Origin of the sequence: Xanthobacter sp. YC-JY1 (genome assembly GCF_021730305.1) — a bacterium.
In the GTDB taxonomy this organism is placed as follows: Bacteria; Pseudomonadota; Alphaproteobacteria; order Rhizobiales; family Xanthobacteraceae; genus Xanthobacter; species Xanthobacter flavus.
Window position 1 is genome coordinate 4,716,736 of record NZ_CP032674.1, and the last position, 16,037, is coordinate 4,732,772.

Annotated in this window: 14 protein-coding genes; 8 read left to right on the plus strand and 6 right to left on the minus strand. The window is 69.7% G+C overall.

Annotated elements, in window-relative coordinates; all coding sequences use genetic code 11:
* Positions 1 to 3 precede the first annotated feature (3 nt).
* The 3 genes from ppa to D7006_RS22200 all read right to left on the minus strand — a co-directional run bounded on the left by ppa (position 4) and on the right by D7006_RS22200 (position 2,197).
* Positions 4 to 546 (minus strand): inorganic diphosphatase, encoded by a 543-nt coding sequence (gene ppa, locus D7006_RS22190; protein WP_237354582.1) that lies wholly within the window; start codon positions 544 to 546, stop codon positions 4 to 6.
* A gap of 120 nt (positions 547 to 666) precedes the next feature.
* Entirely contained in the window at positions 667 to 1,176 is a 510-nt protein-coding gene (locus D7006_RS22195) for a GNAT family N-acetyltransferase (protein WP_029556674.1), read from the minus strand.
* 136 nt (positions 1,177 to 1,312) lie between these two features.
* On the minus strand, positions 1,313 to 2,197 hold the full coding sequence (locus D7006_RS22200) for an aldose 1-epimerase family protein (RefSeq protein ID WP_237354583.1): 885 nt from the start codon (positions 2,195 to 2,197) through the stop codon (positions 1,313 to 1,315).
* Between the two features lie 481 nt (positions 2,198 to 2,678).
* Between D7006_RS22200 and D7006_RS22205 the strand changes: the two genes are divergently transcribed.
* The 7 genes from D7006_RS22205 (at position 2,679) to D7006_RS22235 (ending at position 12,043) form a co-directional block, all read left to right on the plus strand.
* On the plus strand, positions 2,679 to 2,975 hold the full coding sequence (locus tag D7006_RS22205) for a DUF485 domain-containing protein (RefSeq protein WP_237354584.1): 297 nt from the start codon (positions 2,679 to 2,681) through the stop codon (positions 2,973 to 2,975).
* On the plus strand, positions 2,972 to 4,720 hold the full coding sequence (locus D7006_RS22210) for a cation acetate symporter (RefSeq protein ID WP_371744979.1): 1,749 nt from the start codon (positions 2,972 to 2,974) through the stop codon (positions 4,718 to 4,720). Before D7006_RS22205 ends, D7006_RS22210 begins: the two co-directional genes overlap by 4 nt.
* 203 nt (positions 4,721 to 4,923) lie before the next feature.
* Positions 4,924 to 6,333 carry a putative nucleotidyltransferase substrate binding domain-containing protein gene (locus tag D7006_RS22215; RefSeq protein ID WP_237354585.1) on the plus strand — a complete coding sequence of 470 codons (1,410 nt, stop codon included), beginning with the start codon at positions 4,924 to 4,926 and terminating at the stop codon, positions 6,331 to 6,333.
* Positions 6,330 to 6,632: a hypothetical protein gene (locus tag D7006_RS22220; RefSeq protein WP_237354586.1), complete on the plus strand. Its 303-nt coding sequence runs from the start codon at positions 6,330 to 6,332 to the stop codon at positions 6,630 to 6,632. Before D7006_RS22215 ends, D7006_RS22220 begins: the two co-directional genes overlap by 4 nt.
* A gap of 9 nt (positions 6,633 to 6,641) precedes the next feature.
* Positions 6,642 to 9,416, plus strand: a complete 2,775-nt coding sequence (locus D7006_RS22225; RefSeq protein WP_237354587.1) for an ATP-binding protein — start codon at positions 6,642 to 6,644, stop codon at positions 9,414 to 9,416.
* 12 nt (positions 9,417 to 9,428) lie between these two features.
* Positions 9,429 to 9,872 carry a response regulator transcription factor gene (locus tag D7006_RS22230; RefSeq protein ID WP_168462217.1) on the plus strand — a complete coding sequence of 148 codons (444 nt, stop codon included), beginning with the start codon at positions 9,429 to 9,431 and terminating at the stop codon, positions 9,870 to 9,872.
* 14 nt (positions 9,873 to 9,886) lie between these two features.
* The gene (locus tag D7006_RS22235; RefSeq protein ID WP_237354588.1) at positions 9,887 to 12,043 is read left to right on the plus strand and encodes an exonuclease domain-containing protein; all 2,157 of its coding nucleotides are present in this window, start codon (positions 9,887 to 9,889) and stop codon (positions 12,041 to 12,043) included.
* 4 nt (positions 12,044 to 12,047) lie between these two features.
* On the opposite strand, the gene D7006_RS22240 is transcribed toward D7006_RS22235, so the two are convergent.
* Complete coding sequence (locus D7006_RS22240; RefSeq protein ID WP_237354589.1) at positions 12,048 to 12,782, minus strand: alpha/beta fold hydrolase; 735 nt, start codon at positions 12,780 to 12,782, stop codon at positions 12,048 to 12,050.
* A 118-nt stretch (positions 12,783 to 12,900) separates the two neighbouring features.
* Here D7006_RS22240 and D7006_RS22245 point away from each other — a divergent pair, with 118 nt between their 5' ends.
* Positions 12,901 to 13,404, plus strand: coding sequence for a TIGR02444 family protein (locus D7006_RS22245; RefSeq protein ID WP_237354590.1), 504 nt, complete (start codon positions 12,901 to 12,903; stop codon positions 13,402 to 13,404).
* 53 nt (positions 13,405 to 13,457) lie between these two features.
* Here D7006_RS22245 and D7006_RS22250 read toward each other — a convergent pair whose 3' ends face one another.
* Together D7006_RS22250 and D7006_RS22255 are read right to left on the minus strand one after the other, a co-directional pair.
* Positions 13,458 to 14,726 (minus strand): alpha-hydroxy acid oxidase, encoded by a 1,269-nt coding sequence (locus D7006_RS22250; RefSeq protein WP_237354591.1) that lies wholly within the window; start codon positions 14,724 to 14,726, stop codon positions 13,458 to 13,460.
* Between the two features lie 91 nt (positions 14,727 to 14,817).
* On the minus strand, positions 14,818 to 15,807 hold the full coding sequence (locus tag D7006_RS22255) for a LysR family transcriptional regulator (RefSeq protein WP_237354592.1): 990 nt from the start codon (positions 15,805 to 15,807) through the stop codon (positions 14,818 to 14,820).
* Positions 15,808 to 16,037 lie beyond the last annotated feature (230 nt).

Here is a 16,037-nt window from a genome sequence, read left to right on the forward strand (position 1 = left end):
GCCTCAGCCTTCCTTGCTTTCGGCCTTGGCGCGCTCGATGCCTTCGAGGATCAGCTTCTGCGCCTCGGCGGCGTCACGCCAGCCGACGATCTTCACCCACTTGTTGGGTTCCAGATCCTTGTAGTGCTCGAAGAAGTGCTCGATCTGCTTGAGGGTGATCTCGGGCAGGTCGTTGTAGTTCAGCACCTTGTCGTAGCGCTTGGTAAGCTTGGAGGAGGGCACGGCGATGATCTTCTCATCCATGCCGGCCTCGTCCTCCATCAGCAGCACGCCGACCGGGCGGGCCGAGATGACCGCGCCGGGCACGATGGCGCGGGTGTTGGCCACCAGCACGTCGCAGGGGTCGCCGTCGCCGGAGAGGGTGTGCGGGATGAAGCCGTAGTTTCCGGGATACCGCATGGCGGTATAGAGGAAGCGATCCACGAAGAGGGTGCCCGCGGCCTTGTCCATCTCGTACTTGATCGGCTCCCCGCCGATCGGGACTTCGATCAGCACGTTCACGTCGTGGGGCGGGTTCTTGCCGATCGGGATCGCGTCGATGCGCATGGGATGCTCGCTCTTGACACTGGCTGCGGGACTTCGGGTCCGCTCCGACCAAAGTCGAACCCGCGCCACGCAGGGCTGCGCAGGCGCTTCGGACCCGACGGGCGGGTGCCCGTCCGGGCGCTACCGCTGCCAAGCGAAGGCGGTCTTGTCCAGCGTTTTCGAACCGAACTGCTCGGTCGAGGATGCGACCGGTTGCCCCCCCAACGCCTGATAGAAGCCCACGGCGCTTTCGTTTTCCGCCAGCGCCCACACCACGAGACCACCAAGCCGCGCAATCGCGAGATCGCGCCGCGCCGCCGCGAACAGGCGCTGGCCGAAGCCGAGGCCCTGATATTGCGGGTGGAGGTAGATTTCGTAAATCTCGCCGCCATAGGGCAGCGCCTTGGCGCGGTTGCCGCCGTAATTCACGTAGCCGGCGATATCCTCGCCCACGAGCAGCACGGACAGGCGGCTGCCGCGGCGGATGGCGGCATCCCACCAGCGCGGGCCGCGCCGCTCCACCATACGCTCCAGCTCGATGCCGGGGATGATGCCGCGATAGGCGGTGCGCCACGCGTCGTCATGGACCGCCGCGATCGCCTTGGCGTCGGCGGGCTTGGCCCTGCGGATCTCGATCAGGCCGGTGGTCATACCCGTGATGGAAGCAAACCCGGCGCATTCCATCAAGGGGCATGACGCATGGCAGCCCCAACCGGCGGGGGATGATGCCTTGAGCCTAGCCGCACGCGCGCCGAAACCGCACGGCGGCAAAGGCACTTAGCCACCCTCAGGCCGCCACCTCGGGGATAACGGACACGTTCATCACAAAGCGGCGTTCCTCGCCCGCGGGGATGTGGAGAAGGCCCGGCTTCTCCACGAACGGACGGGTATCGCCCTCCGGCGTCGCATAGCCGGACCATGGCTCGATGCAGAGGTAGGGCGCGCCGGGCTTGGTCCAGATACCGAGGTCCGGCATGCCGGGAAAGGTGATGTCCAGCCCCGGCCGGCCCGGCACGCCATACTGGAGCCGATGCGAATTGAGGCCGAGGAAGATCAGCGCGTCGCGCTCGAACATGGCGTCATCCGGCTTGAGCACGCCGTCGGCGGCGGGGCTCGGCTCGCTGGCTCGGGAGAGCAGGCCGTTGACGGGGCGGTGGATGGGCGCGAGCTCGGGGTCAGCGAAGATCACCCGATGCTCGGCGCGCGTGCCGCCATAGGGCAGCGGCCAGAGGAAAGCGGGGTGGTAGCCGAAGCTCGCTGGCAGCACGCCGGGGCCGGGATTCGTCACCACCGCCTCCATGGCGAGCGTCGCGCCGTCCAGCGCGAAGGTCACCTGCAGCGCGAAATCGAACGGGTATTCCGCCCGCGTCGCCTCACTGGGGAGGAGGCGGAAGGTGGCACGGTCGGCGGCCTCCGCCACCACCTCGAACTCGGAAAAGCGGGCGAAGCCGTGCCGGCGCATGGGGTGGCCCTTGCCCTCATGCACGAGGGTCAGGTCCGGCAGCTCGCCGACGATGGGGAACAGCAGCGGCGCGCGGCCGGTCCAGAAGGCCGGATCGCCATGCCACAGCAGAGCGCGGCCCTCGGCGTCCGCAAGTGCGCGAAGCTCGGCGCCCAGCGTGGAAATCTCCGCCGACAGCGCGTCCGAGCGCAGCGATACGGTCCTGCCCATGGTGTCCCCCCGGTTTCGTCCCTGCGCCACCTGTAGCACCGGACGGAAGCGGGAGCACGGGGAGGCGCCGCCGGGTCGCGGCGACAGCGCCGGCCGGCCCCTTCCCCGACGTCAGAATTACGACCAAAGGCCAATCCGGGCTATCCCTCACCCGAAAGTATTAGGGGACCGCCCTCCTGCAAAAACACCGTTTCCTGCACGGAAAAAAGCCCTCCACGCCACGTAATAAAACGTCAATATCGACGCCAACCACTTGCAGATCATCGATTCCCGCGCGTTCCACAGAAGCGCGCAGCGCACTGCACAATACATTCGGCGTATGGCCGAAAGTACGGGGTTTCCTCAACTAGCGCGGGCCATTGGCTCTGGTACAGAGTGCAGGGTGACGAGGCCGTGTAAGGCCAAGGTCGATCACGAGATAACAACCGGGGCCCTTGGGGTACCTAGGGCTTTCAGGGAGGCGCGACCCATGGAAAACTCCGTGGCCGCACGCATTGCGGCTGATCCCAACTACAAGGCGCTCAAAGCGCGCCGTTCGAGCTTCGGGTGGATCCTCACCCTGGCCATGCTCATCGTCTATTACGGCTTCATCCTGCTCATCGCCTTCCGCAAGGATGTGCTGGCGGCGCGCATCGGTGACGGCGTGATGACCTGGGGCATTCCGATCGGCTTCGGCGTGATCGTCTTCACCATCCTCATCACCGCCCTCTACGTGCGCCGCGCCAACGGCGAATTCGACGCGCTCTCCGAGAAGATCAAGCAGGAGGCGCTCAAGTGACCGCGACGCTCCCGACGTCCTACGCCCGCCGCGCGCTCGCCATCGGCGCCTTGGCGGCGTTCGTCCTTGCCCCCACCCTGGTGCTCGCCGCCGGCGGCGATCTCGGGCAGGCCGACAAGCAGTCCACCAACTGGACCGCGATCACCATGTTCGCCGTCTTCGTGATGGGCACGCTCTACATCACCAAGTGGGCGGCCGCGAAGACCAAGTCCGCCGCGGACTTCTACACCGCGGGCGGCGGCATCACCGGCTTCCAGAACGGCCTCGCCATCGCCGGCGACTACATGTCGGCCGCCTCCTTCCTCGGCATCTCCGCCGCGGTGATGAGCTCCGGCTATGACGGCCTCATCTACTCCATCGGCTTCCTCGTCGGCTGGCCGATCCTGACGTTCCTGATGGCCGAGCGCCTTCGGAACCTCGGCAAGTTCACCTTCGCCGACGTCGCCGCCTTCCGCTTCGCCCAGACCCCGGTGCGCGTGTTCGCCGCCTCGGGCACCCTGGTCGTGGTGGCGTTCTACCTCATCGCCCAGATGGTGGGCGCCGGCCAGCTCATAAAGCTGCTGTTCGGCCTCGACTACTGGATCGCCGTGGTGATCGTCGGCGCGCTGATGATGGTCTACGTGCTGTTCGGCGGCATGACGGCCACCACCTGGGTGCAGATCATCAAGGCGTGCCTGCTGCTCGGTGGCGCCACCTTCATGGCCGCAATGGTCATGTGGCGCTACGGCTTCAGCCCGGAGAAGATGTTCGCTGCCGCCGTCGAGGTGAAGACCAACATCGCCGCTGCCAAGCCAGGCACCACGCCCCAGGCCGCGGCTGCCGCCGGCCAGTCCATCATGGGGCCGGGCAACTTCATCAAGGACCCGATCTCGGCCATCTCGTTCGGCATGGCGCTGATGTTCGGCACTGCCGGCCTGCCGCACATCCTCATGCGCTTCTTCACGGTGCCCAGCGCGAAGGAAGCCCGCAAGTCGGTGATGTGGGCCACCGCGTGGATCGGCTACTTCTACCTGCTGACCTTCATCATCGGCTTCGGCGCCATCACCTTCGTGCTCACCAATCCGGAGTTCCTCACCGGTCCCGGCGGCGGGCTCATCGGCGGCAACAACATGGCGGCGGTGCACCTCGCCCATGCGGTCGGCGGCAACGTGTTCCTCGGCTTCATCTCGGCGGTGGCGTTCGCGACCATCCTCGCGGTGGTGGCCGGCCTCACGCTGTCGGGCGCCTCGGCGGTGTCGCATGACCTCTATTCGACGGTCATCAAGAAGGGCAAGGCCGACAGCGCCTCGGAGCTGAAGGTCTCGCGCGCCACGACGGTGGCCCTCGGCATCCTCGCGGTGCTGCTCGGCATCGCCTTCGAGAAGCAGAACATCGCCTTCATGGTGTCGCTGGCCTTCGCGGTTGCCGCCTCGGCCAACTTCCCGGTGCTGTTCATGTCGGTGCTGTGGAAGGACTGCACCACCAAGGGCGCCGTCATCGGCGGCTTCCTGGGGCTGTTGTCCTCGGTGGTGCTGACCGTGCTCTCGCCCTCGGTCTGGGAGGCGACGCTCGGCTACCCCGCCGGTTCCGCGCCGTTCCCCTACACCTCGCCGGCGCTGTTCTCCATGACGCTCGGCTTCGTCGGCATCTGGCTGTTCTCGATCCTCGACAACAGCCAGCGGGCGAAGATCGACCGCGCCGGTTTCCCGGCGCAGGAAGTGCGCTCCGAGACGGGCATCGGTGCATCGGAGGCGTCGGGGCACTGACCCCGTGCTAGGCTGAGACCATGCCACGGCCGGACCCCATGACCGGCCCCCCGAACGGGGACCGCCGGGAGGATGAACCCCGGGCCGCCACGGCCCGGGGCACAGCCCCCCACGGTCCCGAGGACGCCCCCGCAGCGTCCGGCCCGCCCGCCCCCGGGCGGGCATCGCCGTCAGAACGGGACCGGCGCGAGCTGGTCTCGCTCATGACCTCGCGGGTGCGCGACGTCTATCTGCGCAAGCCCTTCTTCGTGGACGGGGCGACCGACCTCGTCTCCCTCTGCCGCGATCTCTCCGCCCGCCGCCTCAGCGAGGCCGTGGTGCGCGACGGCGACCGCATCGGCATCTTCACCACCACCGACCTGCGCGACGCGCTCACCCGCGACACGCCCCCTTCCGCCCTCACGGTGCGCGAGGTCGCGACCTTCGAGCCGTGGTGCATCGCGCCCGACGCCGAGCTGTTCGAGGCGCTCATCCTCATGCTGCGCCACCGCATCCACCGCCTGCTCGTGCGCGAGGGCGGCGGACGGGCCGCCGGCGGGGACGGCATCCTCGGCGTGCTCGGCCAGCTCGACCTGATGGCCTTCGTCGCCAACCACTCCCATTTGATCGCCCTGGAGGCTGCCCAGGCGGGCAGCCTCGACGAGCTGAAGGCCGCCGCACGGCAGATCGACAGCATGGTCGCCGTGCTCAGCGCCGACGGGGTGCGGGTGGAGGTGATCGCGGCGCTGGTGGGCGAGCTCAACGCCCAGATCTTCCGCCGCCTGTGGGATCTGCTGGCGCCCGAGGAGCTGCGCGCCAATTCCTGCCTCATCGTCATGGGCAGCGAGGGGCGCGGCGAGCAGATCATCAAGACCGACCAGGACAACGGCCTGATCCTCAGGGACGGCTTCGCCTTCGCCGGGCTGGACGACGTCACCGCCCGCTTCACCGCCGCGCTCATCGATTTCGGCTATCCCCCCTGTCCCGGCGGCGTCATGCTGAGCCGGCCGACCTGGTGCCAGCCGCTGTCCGCCTTCAAGGAGACGCTGAAGGACTGGATCCACGGCGGCGTGCAGGATGGCCCCATGAACCTCGCCATCTTCCTCGATGCCGTGGCGGTGGCGGGCGATGCCGCCCTGGCCGCGGCGGCGCGGGCGCATGTGGACTTCCTGATGATGGGCGACCACGGCTATTTCGCCCGCTTCGCCCAGGCGGTGGATCGCTTCGGCGAGAGCGGGAGCTGGTGGAGCCGCCTGCCCGGCCTCACCGGGCGGGGCGCGGCCGAGGTGGACCTGAAGAAGCTCGGCATCTTTCCGCTCGTCCACGGCGTGCGGGCGCTGGCGCTGGAGCACCGCATCACCGCCCTCGGCACCGCCGACCGGCTCGCCGCTCTGGTCGCGGCCGGGCACATGGACGAGGGCTTCGCCCGCGATCTCACCGATGCGCTGCGCCTGTTCATGGGCATGAAGCTCTCCAGCAACCTCAGGCAGATCGCCGACGGCCGGCCGCCCAGCAATGCGCTGCGCCTCGCCGACCTCGGCACGCTGGACCGGCAGGCATTGAAGGAGGCCCTCGCCATCGTGCGCGGCTTCAAGCAATGGCTCTCCCGCCACTACCGGTTCGACGCTTTATGAGCCCCGGCCGCGCCTCCGCAGAGCCTGCCGAGCCGCCGGGAGGGCGCGAGCGCGGGCCGGACCGCCAAGGACCGGACCGGCAGGTGCTGATCGCGCTGGCGGCGCTGGGCATGCTCGCCTTCAACTTCCCGCTGCTGGCGGTGTGGGACACGGAGGCCACCGTCTTCGGCCTGCCGCTGCTGCCGGTGGCGCTGTTCGCCATCTGGGGCGCGCTGATCGCGGCGCTGGCCTTGGCCAGCGAGCGGCGGGGCACCGGCGCGGCCGCACCCCTCCTCCCGGCCGAGCCGGACGAGCACTGAGGCGGCGCGATGGGACCCGCCCTCTCCCCCGCCCTCGTGATCGGCGTCGCCGCGCTCTATCTGGCGGTGCTGTTCGCCGTCGCCGCCTTCGCCGACCGCCGCGCGCGGGAGGGCCGCTCGCTCATCGGCAATGCGTGGGTCTACGGCCTGTCCCTGGCGGTCTATTGCACCGCCTGGACCTATTTCGGCAGCGTCGGCCGCGCGGCCACCACCGGCGTGTGGTTCCTGCCCATCTATCTCGGCCCGACTTTGGTGATGCTGGTGGCGTGGGTGGTGGTGCGCAAGATGATCCGCATCGCCCACACCTACCGCATCACCTCCATCGCCGATTTCATCGCCTCCCGCTATGGCAAGAGCCCGCTGGTGGCGGCGGTGGTGACGCTGATCACCGTGGTCGGCATCGTCCCCTACATCGCCCTGCAACTGAAGGCCGTCTCGGCCGGCTACGCGGTGCTCACCGCCACCGGCGCCCATGCAACGGCACCGAGCTGGTGGCAGGACGGCACCCTGCTGGTGGCGCTCGCCCTCGCTTTGTTCACCATCCTGTTCGGCACCCGCCACCTCGACAGCGCCGAGCGGCACGAGGGCATGGTGGCGGCGGTGGCGGCGGAATCCCTCGTCAAGCTCGTGGCCTTCCTCGCGGTGGGCGCCTTCGTCACCTACGGCCTGTTCGGCGGCTTCGCCGATGTGTGGGCCCGCGCCTCGGCGTTGCCGGGAGTGACGGGGCTGCTGACGCTTTCGGGCGCGGGCAATTTCGCCTGGGCGCAGTGGTTTAGCCTCACCCTGCTCTCCGGCCTCTCCGTGCTGCTGCTGCCCCGCCAGTTCCAGATGATGGTGGTGGAATGCGTGGACGAGCGGCACCTGAAACGCGCCGCCTGGGTGTTTCCCGCCTATCTCCTTGCCATCAACATCTTCGTCCTGCCCCTCGCGCTCGGCGGGCTCGTGCTGCTGGGCAAGGGCGCGGACCCGGAGACCTTCGTCCTCACTTTGCCGCTGGCGCACGGGGCGGGCGCGCTGGCGCTCATCGCCTATGTGGGTGGGCTCTCGGCGGCGACGGGGATGCTGATCGTCGAGACCATCGCCGTCTCCACCATGGTCTGCAACGACCTCGTGATGCCGGCGCTGCTGCGCCTGAAGCTCATCCGCGCGGACGGGGGCGACCTCACGCGGCTGCTCCTCAACATCCGCCGCGCCGCCATCCTCGGCGTGCTGCTGCTCGGCTATCTCTATTTCGTGGTGGCGGGGGAGGCCTATGCGCTGGTCTCCATCGGCCTCATCAGCTTCGCGGCGGTGGCGCAGTTCGCCCCGGCGCTGCTCGGCGGCATGTACTGGCGCGGCGCCACGCGCCTCGGCGCGCTGGGCGGGCTCCTCGGCGGCTTCGCGGTGTGGGCCTATACGCTGATGCTGCCCTCGGTGGCGAAATCCGGCTGGATGGACGCCGCCTTCCTCACCCATGGCCCGTTCGGCATCGCCGCTCTTGCGCCGGAGCGGCTGTTCGGCCTCTCCGGCCTCGACAACCTCTCCCACGCCTTGTTCTGGAGCCTGTTCGTCAACGGCGTGCTCTATGTGGGGCTCTCGCTCTGGCGCGCGCCGTCCGGGCGGGAGGCGAGCCAGGCGCTGCTGTTCGTGGACGTGTTCGCCCGCGGCCGCAGCGCCGCCGATCCCGTCTTCTGGCGCGGGCGTGCGCACCGGGCCGACCTCGAGGCGCTCGCCCGCCGCCTGCTGGGCGCGGATACCGCCCGCCAGATCTTCGAGGAGCACGCCCGCGACAGCGGCACCGGTGACGTGGCGGACCTCACCGCCGATGCCCGCCTCGTGGACATCGTGGAACGCCGCATTGCCGGCGCGGTCGGTGCGGCCTCGGCCCGCGTGCTGGTGGCGGCGGTGGCGGACGAGGAGCCGCTCAACGCCGGCGACGTGATGGACATCCTCAACGAGGCCTCCCAACTGCGCGTCTATGCCCGCGCGCTGGAGGAGAAATCCCGCTCGCTGGAGATCGCCTCCGCCGAACTCTCCGCCGCCAATGCCCAGTTGCGCACGCTGGACGAGCTGAAGGACGACTTCATGTCGTCCGTGACCCACGAATTGCGCACCCCGCTCACCGCCATCCGCGCCTTGTCCGAGCTGATGCTCGACACGCCGGACATGGAGGGCGAGCAGCGGCAGGACTTCCTGCGCATCATCGTGGGGGAGAGCGAGCGGCTGGGGCGGCTCGTCAACCAGGTGCTGGACATGGCCAAGATCGAATCGGGCCATGCCGAGTGGCACAGCACCGACGTGGACCTCAAGGCCCTCGTCGCCGACGCGGTGAAAGCCACGGCGGAACTCGCCCGCACCAAGGGGGCCGAGATCGTGCTCACCGCCCCCGCCGCGGTGCCGTCCGTGAAGGCCGACCCCGACCGCCTCACCCAGGTGATGCTGAACCTCATCTCCAACGCCGCGAAATTCGTGCCGGCGCAAGGCGGGCGCATCGATGTGCGGCTTCTGGCCGACGCCGATGGGCTGGAGGTGCAGGTCGAGGACAACGGCCCCGGCGTACCGCCCGCCGACCGCGACACCATCTTCGAGAAGTTCCGCCAGGGCGGCGATGCCCTGAACCGCCCGCCCGGCACCGGGCTCGGGCTTCCGATCAGCCGCCGGATCGTGGATCATTTCGGCGGAAAGATCTGGCTGGATCAGAAGGAGGGCAAAGGCGCATGCTTCGCCTTCCGGCTGCCGCTGCGGTCCCAAGGGGCGAATGCCCCGACACAAACAACGTCGGCAGAAGCCGAAGAGACCACATGAGGAGGAAACGCCATGGACAGGGAGATCGCAGTGGAGACGGGACCGACGCCCGCGCCCTGCCCCCAGGGGGCCAAGGTGCTCATTGCCGATGACGAGCCCAATATCGTCGTCTCGCTGGAATTCATGATGAAGCGCGAGGGCTTCGCCGTGCTGGTGGCGCGCGACGGGCGCGAGGCGCTGGAGACGATCCGCCGCGAGCATCCGCGCCTCGTGCTGCTCGACGCCACCATGCCCGGCATGAGCGGCTTCGACGTGTGCGAGGCCGTGCGGGCGGATGCCGAGGTGCGCTCCACCCGCATCGTCATGCTCACCGCCAAGGGCCGCGAGACCGACATGGCCCGCGGCGTCGGAGCGGGGGCGGACGCCTATGTCACCAAGCCCTTCTCCACCCGCGAGCTGATGCAGAAGGTGAAGGACATGCTGGCCGAGCCGCCCGCCGGGAGCCTTCCTGCATGAGGTTGCCGCGGGGGATGGGCGCTGTTCTGGCCATGCTGCTGCCGGGGCTCGCCCTTGCGCTGTGGCTGGTGCTGGGCGCCGGCTTCCTGCTGATGGCGCTGGATGGGGCCGCGCGCTCCGCGCTTCTCGGCGCCCTCGCCCCGGTGGCCGAGAGCCATGGCATGGTTCTGGTGCTGTGGTGGGTACTGTTCTCCGCCGGCGCCGGCCTGCTCGCGCGGCGGTTCTACGGGGCCCATGCCGAGGCGCCGGCCCGGCTCGCCGATGCGGCGCGGGTGCTGGCGGGCGATCCTTCCGCGCCTCAGGTCCCGGCCACCGGCCCTGCCGGGCTGAAGGCGCTGGCCGAGGTGGTGAACGATCTCGCCGCCCAGCGCCGCACGCTTCAGGACGACATGGCCCGGCTTGTCGCCGAGGCGAGCCGCGACGTCGCCTTCCAGCGGGATCAGCTCGCCGCCTTGATGGCGGAGCTGGAGCAGTCCGTGGTGGTGCTGAACCTCGAAGGCCGCATCCTCCTCTACAACGCCCGCGCGCGCACCCTCTTCCGCCGCCTGTTCCGCACGGCCGGAACGGCGGAGGGCGTCAGCGCCGATCCCATCGGCCTCGGGCGCTCCATTCACACCGTCATCGACCGCGCGCTGATGGACCATGCGCGCGAGACGGTGGAGCGGCTGATGGGCCGGGGCGAGGCGCGGCCGTCCGCCCGCTTTGTCACCACCACGCCGCTGGGCCATCTGGTGCGGGTGCTGCTCGCCCCCGTGAGGGCCGAGACGGGGGGCGCGGTGACCGGCCAGCAGATCACCGGCTTCGTGCTGCTGCTCGACGACATCACCGACGAATACGAGGCCCGCGCCCGGCAGGACCGCACCCTCATCGACCTCAACGAATCCGCCCGCGCCTCGCTCGCCGCCATGCAGGCGGCCCTCGACATGCTGGATTATCCCGACCTCGACGCGTCCGACCGCGAGCGGTTCCAGGCCGTGGTGCGCGACGAGGTGATGGGGCTCGGCACCCGCCTGTCGCTGGCCGCCGATGCCACGGGCGACATGGGCAGCCGCTGGCCGCTGCAGGACATGCTGGGCGCGGACCTCGCCGCCGCCGCCGCCCGCCGCATTGCCGCCGACACCGGCCATGCCGTGGCAACCGATCAGGTGGATGCGGACATCTGGCTGAGCGTGGACAGCTTCGCCCTCATCGGCGCCCTCGCCTTCCTCGCCGCCCGTGTGGCGGAGGCCGAGGGCGGGGCCGATCCCGCCTTCGCGCTGCGCCTGACGCCGGCAAGCGGGCGGGTGCATCTCGACCTCGCCTTCGCCGACGCCCGTGCGGCCACCGGTGGCGGCGGCTGGCAGAGCGCTCCCATGGGCGGCACCTCGCAGCTCTGCGTCCGCGACGTGGTGGAACGCCATGGCGGCGAGCTCTGGCTGGAGCGGGCGCGCTCCGGCACCGGCGCCTGCTTCCGCTTCCTGCTTCCCGCCGCGTCCGAAGGCCATGCCGAGGCGCAGGCCCCGGCAGAGAGCCGGCCGGCCTATTTCGATTTCGACCTGTTCGCCGCCAGCGCCGGCAGCCATGCCAGCGACGACCGCCTCTTGAGCGACCTCGCTTATACGGTGTTCGACACCGAGACCACCGGCCTCGACCCGGCCGGCGGCGACGAGATCCTCCAGATCGGCGCCACCCGCATCGTCAACGGCCGCATCCTCGCCAGCGAATGCTTCGACCAACTGGTGGACCCCGGCCGCTCCATCCCCGAGGCCGGCATCGCGGTGCACGGCATCCGGCCGGAGATGGTGCGGGGCAAGCCGCGCATCGGCGAGGTGCTGCCCGCCTTCCACGCCTTCGCGGCGGAGACCGTTCTGGTGGGCCACAACGTGGCCTTCGACATGCGCTTCCTCACCCTGAAGGAAGAGACGAGCGGCGTCGCCTTCGACCAGCCGGTGCTGGACACGCTGCTGCTGGCCGGCCTCGCCCATCCCGGCGAGGAGAGCCACAGCATGGAAGCCATCGCCGGCCGCCTCGGCGTCACCGTCTCCGGCCGCCACACGGCCTTGGGTGATGCGCTGGTGACGGCGGACATCTTCCTGAAGCTGCTGCCCCTGCTCCGCGCGCGCGGCATCCGCACATTGGGCGAGGCGCGGGCGGCGGCGGCGACCTCCTATTATGCCAAGCTGAAGTACTGAGGCTTCACCCCACGCCTTCCAGCAGCCCCGCCAGCGCCTCCGGCTCCAGCACCATGGCGTCGTGGCCGGTGGGCATCTCGATGAAGGTCCAGCCGGCCTGCCGCGCATAGGCCCGCGCGGGCTCCATGGGCAGATAGAGCGGGTCCGTGCAGGAAATGTAGGTGCAGGGCCGCCCGTTGCCGACCGGGTTGGCGAGGGCGAGCGGGCTCTCGTAGGAGCCGACCGGATGCGGCGTGAGGCGGCGGCGCACCCAGTCCGCGCGGGGATGGTCGACGGGGACGCCGAAGGCCGTCACCTCCGGCACCGGCATGGCGATGCCGCCCGCTTCCGCCACCTTCCGTCGTCGCTCCGCCACCACCTCCGCCGGCAGCACGCCGAAGGCGCTCTCGCCGTTCTTGAGGATGGTGGCGTCGAGATAAACGAGGGCGTGGATGCGCTCCGGCATGGCATCCGCCACACCGCTGATGACCGCCCCGCCATGGCTGTGGCCGACGAGGATGATGTCCCGAAGCTCCTCCGCCTCGATCACGCCGGTGACGTCGGCCACGAAAGTCGAGAGGCTGATATCGGGACCGAGAAGATGGCGCCGCTCGCCGAGGCCGGTGAGCGTGGGCGCGAACACCCGATGGCCCTGCGCCCGCAACAGATCCGCCACGTCCCGCCAGCACCAGCCGCCATGCCACGCGCCATGGACGAGCACAAAGGTCTGCGGCGAAATCCTATCTCCGGCACCAGCCATCAGCGCGCCTCCATTTTCGCGGAGTGAAGCAGCCTTCCGGCCGCGCGGCAATGCGGATGAATTGCGCCGCCCGCGCCCCTCCCTTAAGGCTGCGGCGGAGACGAGAAAGGGCGCGACGATGGCGGACCAGACCCCCACTTTGAAGGACTTCGCCCTTGCCCTCTATGCCCGCGAAGGCGTGCCGCCCGCCTGCCTCGCCTTGCAGGAGGCGACCGGGCTCGACGTCAACATCCTCCTCTTCGCCGCCTGGCGCGGGGCCGTGCTGCGGCGCGCGGTGAGCGCCGCCGACATCGCCGCCGCGCGGGCGCGCGTGGCCGAGTGGCACAGCGAGGTGGTGAAAGCGCTGCGCACCGTGCGCCGCCGCCTGAAGACCGGCCCCAGCCCCGCACCGGATGACCGCACGGCGAAGCTGCGCGCGCAGGTGCAGGCCGTCGAGATCGCCACTGAGATCATAGAGCTGGAAGAGTTGGGCGCCCTCGCAGACGGCCCGCCTGCCCCGCCCCAAACCGATGCGGCGGCCCTCGCCTTCGCCGCCATGGCGCAGGTGGTGGCGTCCTTCGCCGGGCGACCGCTTCGCCCGGAGGAAGAGGCCGCCGTACGGGCCATCGCATCCGCGATCTGAGCCTCAGCGGGCGCAGCACCTTGCCGGAGTTCAGGAGGCCGCCACCACCCGCGTCATGGCCGGAACACGAAGGCCCACTCGTGGCGGCGCTCCACGCCCTTCAGCGCGGTCAGATCGCGCACGCTGAGCTGGCCCATGGCCACCTGCACCTCCTCAGTGAGCAGCTCCGCCACATAGTCCGCGCCACCGTCGCCGATGCCGGCGAGGCCGATGAGGAAGGCGCGGCCGCAGAAGGTGCTCGTCGCCCCCAGCGCCAGCGCGCGGACCACATCGAGGCCGGAGCGGATGCCGCTGTCGAACAGCACCGTTGCCCGCGTCCCCACCGCCGCAGCGATGGCGGGCAGCACATCGATGGCGGCGGGCGCGGCATCGAGCTGGCGGCCGCCGTGGTTGGAGACGAGGATGCCGTCCACGCCAATGGAAATCGCCATTTCCGCATCGGCGGGGTGCAGGATGCCCTTCATCACCAGCGCACGCGGCCAGGCATCGCGCAGGCGCTTCACCGCCTCCCAGGAAAACGTGCCCTTGATCTCGCTCTGCACGAAGCCGGCGGTCTTGGGCAGCGTCGCCGGCGCCGCCACATAGGGCGCCATGTTGGCGAACTGCGGCGTGCCGGCCTTCGCCAGCGCCAGCGCCCACGGCCAGGCGAGGGCCACGTCGCGCACCGTTCGCGCCGTGGTGCGGAAGGGCACGACGAGCCCGTTATTGAGGTCACGCGGGCGCTTGGAGCGCACCGGCGCATCGAGCGTCGCCACGAGGGCGCGGGCGCCAGCCACCTCGGCCCGGCGCACCAGATCGAGGGTGACGAGATGGTCCCGCCCTGGCAGGCCGTAGAGCTGGAACCAGGTGCAGTCGCCGGCGATGGCCGCCACTTCCTCGATGGAGGCACTGGCCAGCGTGCCGACCACATAGGGAATGCGCGCCTTCGCCGCCGCCTTGGCGAGGAGCTTTGTGGCGCCGGGCCAGACGAGCCCGTCCACGCCCACCGGCGAGATGCCGAGCGGCGCGGCATAACGGGTGCCGAAGAGGTCGAGGCCGGTCTCCACCGGGCCGGGCGCGCCATAGCGCGGCACCAGCTTCACGGCGTCGAGAGCCGCGCGGTTCTCGGCGATGCCCACATCGGCGCCCGTGCCGCCTTCCAGGAAGTCCCAGGCGAAGCGCGGGATTCGGCGGCGAGCGGCGCGGTCGAGATAATCCAGCGTCGGCATAAGCTGCTTCAGCCGCGCGGCGGCGCTGGTGCCGGAGCCGGCGCCCCAGGCTGCGGCCGGCGTGGCGGCGGGAGGGATGGTGGCAGCGGTGCGCGAAACGGCGTGTTCGCTCACGCCACGTTCTCCTGCCACGTTCGCCATGGCGTTTCCCCATCTTGTCTCGTTAGCGCTGTGGTAGAGCGCGGGCGGCCATCACCGCAAATAATTACGGATTATCGGCCAAATCATCCCGACTGATCTTGCCCAGGCCCCGCCGCCGCGCGGGCGGCACCGGCGCTGCGGCGCGCACGAAGGTGGCGGCAGAGGTGGCGGCGTCCACCAGATCCTGCCGGATCACCTCCACCACCGCATGGGCGGCCGCCGAGATGGCTCGGCGTGGATGGTGCACCACGGCGATGGAGCGCGTGAGCGGGGTGGCGAAGCGATGCCCGCGCACCCGTCCCGCCGCCAGCACCTGATGCAAAGCGATGGTGGGCAAAACGGTGGCGAGATCGGTGGTCGCCACCACCTCGCAGATGGCGGACAGCGTATCGATCTCGATGCGCGGCTTCAGCTCGATCCCGGCGTCCGCCGCCTGCGCCTCGAGGATGGCGCGCAGGCCGTGGCGCTTGGAGGGCAGCACCAGATCGAGCCCACCGAGATCGGCAAAACCGAGGCTCTCCGGCACCTTCAGAGGCGCATCCGTGCGCACGGCGAACACCATCTCCTCATCGAGGATGTGTTGGGAGGCGAGCCCCCGTTTCTGACGCGGCACGTTGATGATGGCGAGGTCGAGCTGGCCGGTCGTCACCCAGTCCATCATGGTCTCGGTGTAGCCCTCGCAGGCGGAGAATTCCACGTCCGGATAGCGCGCGGCAACCGTGGCAGAGGAGTTCGCCAGCGTGCTCTGCGCCACCGAGGTGATGAGCCCCACCACCACCCGGCCGGACACCCGCCCGTCGAGCCGCGCCATCTCCTGCATGGCGTGCTCCACGTCGCGCACGATGGGCGAGATAAGCCGCGCCAGCGCTTCCCCCGCCGGGGTGGTGGAGACGCCATGGGCGGTGCGGTCGAACAGCTTCTTGCCGAACTCGGCTTCGAGCTTGGCGATCTGCATGCTCAGCGCCGGCTGCACGATGTTGAGCTGGCGGGCCGCGCGGGTGACGTTGCCGGTCTCCGCGAGGCACAGGAAATACTGCATCTGCCTGAGGTCCATGGCGGATTTTCCTTCGCGCTGTCCCCGGCGGCGACGCCCGAAATCAGCACTAATGATGAAGTCGATAATCATTCATTATTTGCAGTGATTACATCCTTTTGTCTATGACTCGATGACAGGCTCGTGGAGCCGTCGCCCAGAAGGCCGGAACGGCCCGTGGCGGGGAGGGATCGTCGGCAAGGACGGGCGCGTGGCGCCCGACCGATGCGTCTTGCCTTGTCCGCATCTCC

Coding starts and splice junctions, on each gene's coding strand:
- ppa (WP_237354582.1), bottom strand. CDS start 546: ATGCGCATCGACGCGATCCCGATCGGCAAGAACCCGCCCCACGACGTG.
- D7006_RS22195 (WP_029556674.1), bottom strand. CDS start 1,176: ATGACCACCGGCCTGATCGAGATCCGCAGGGCCAAGCCCGCCGACGCC.
- D7006_RS22200 (WP_237354583.1), bottom strand. CDS start 2,197: ATGGGCAGGACCGTATCGCTGCGCTCGGACGCGCTGTCGGCGGAGATT.
- D7006_RS22215 (WP_237354585.1), top strand. CDS start 4,924: ATGACCTCGCGGGTGCGCGACGTCTATCTGCGCAAGCCCTTCTTCGTG.
- D7006_RS22220 (WP_237354586.1), top strand. CDS start 6,330: ATGAGCCCCGGCCGCGCCTCCGCAGAGCCTGCCGAGCCGCCGGGAGGG.
- D7006_RS22225 (WP_237354587.1), top strand. CDS start 6,642: ATGGGACCCGCCCTCTCCCCCGCCCTCGTGATCGGCGTCGCCGCGCTC.
- D7006_RS22230 (WP_168462217.1), top strand. CDS start 9,429: ATGGACAGGGAGATCGCAGTGGAGACGGGACCGACGCCCGCGCCCTGC.
- D7006_RS22235 (WP_237354588.1), top strand. CDS start 9,887: ATGGGCGCTGTTCTGGCCATGCTGCTGCCGGGGCTCGCCCTTGCGCTG.
- D7006_RS22240 (WP_237354589.1), bottom strand. CDS start 12,782: ATGGCTGGTGCCGGAGATAGGATTTCGCCGCAGACCTTTGTGCTCGTC.
- D7006_RS22245 (WP_237354590.1), top strand. CDS start 12,901: ATGGCGGACCAGACCCCCACTTTGAAGGACTTCGCCCTTGCCCTCTAT.
- D7006_RS22255 (WP_237354592.1), bottom strand. CDS start 15,807: ATGGACCTCAGGCAGATGCAGTATTTCCTGTGCCTCGCGGAGACCGGC.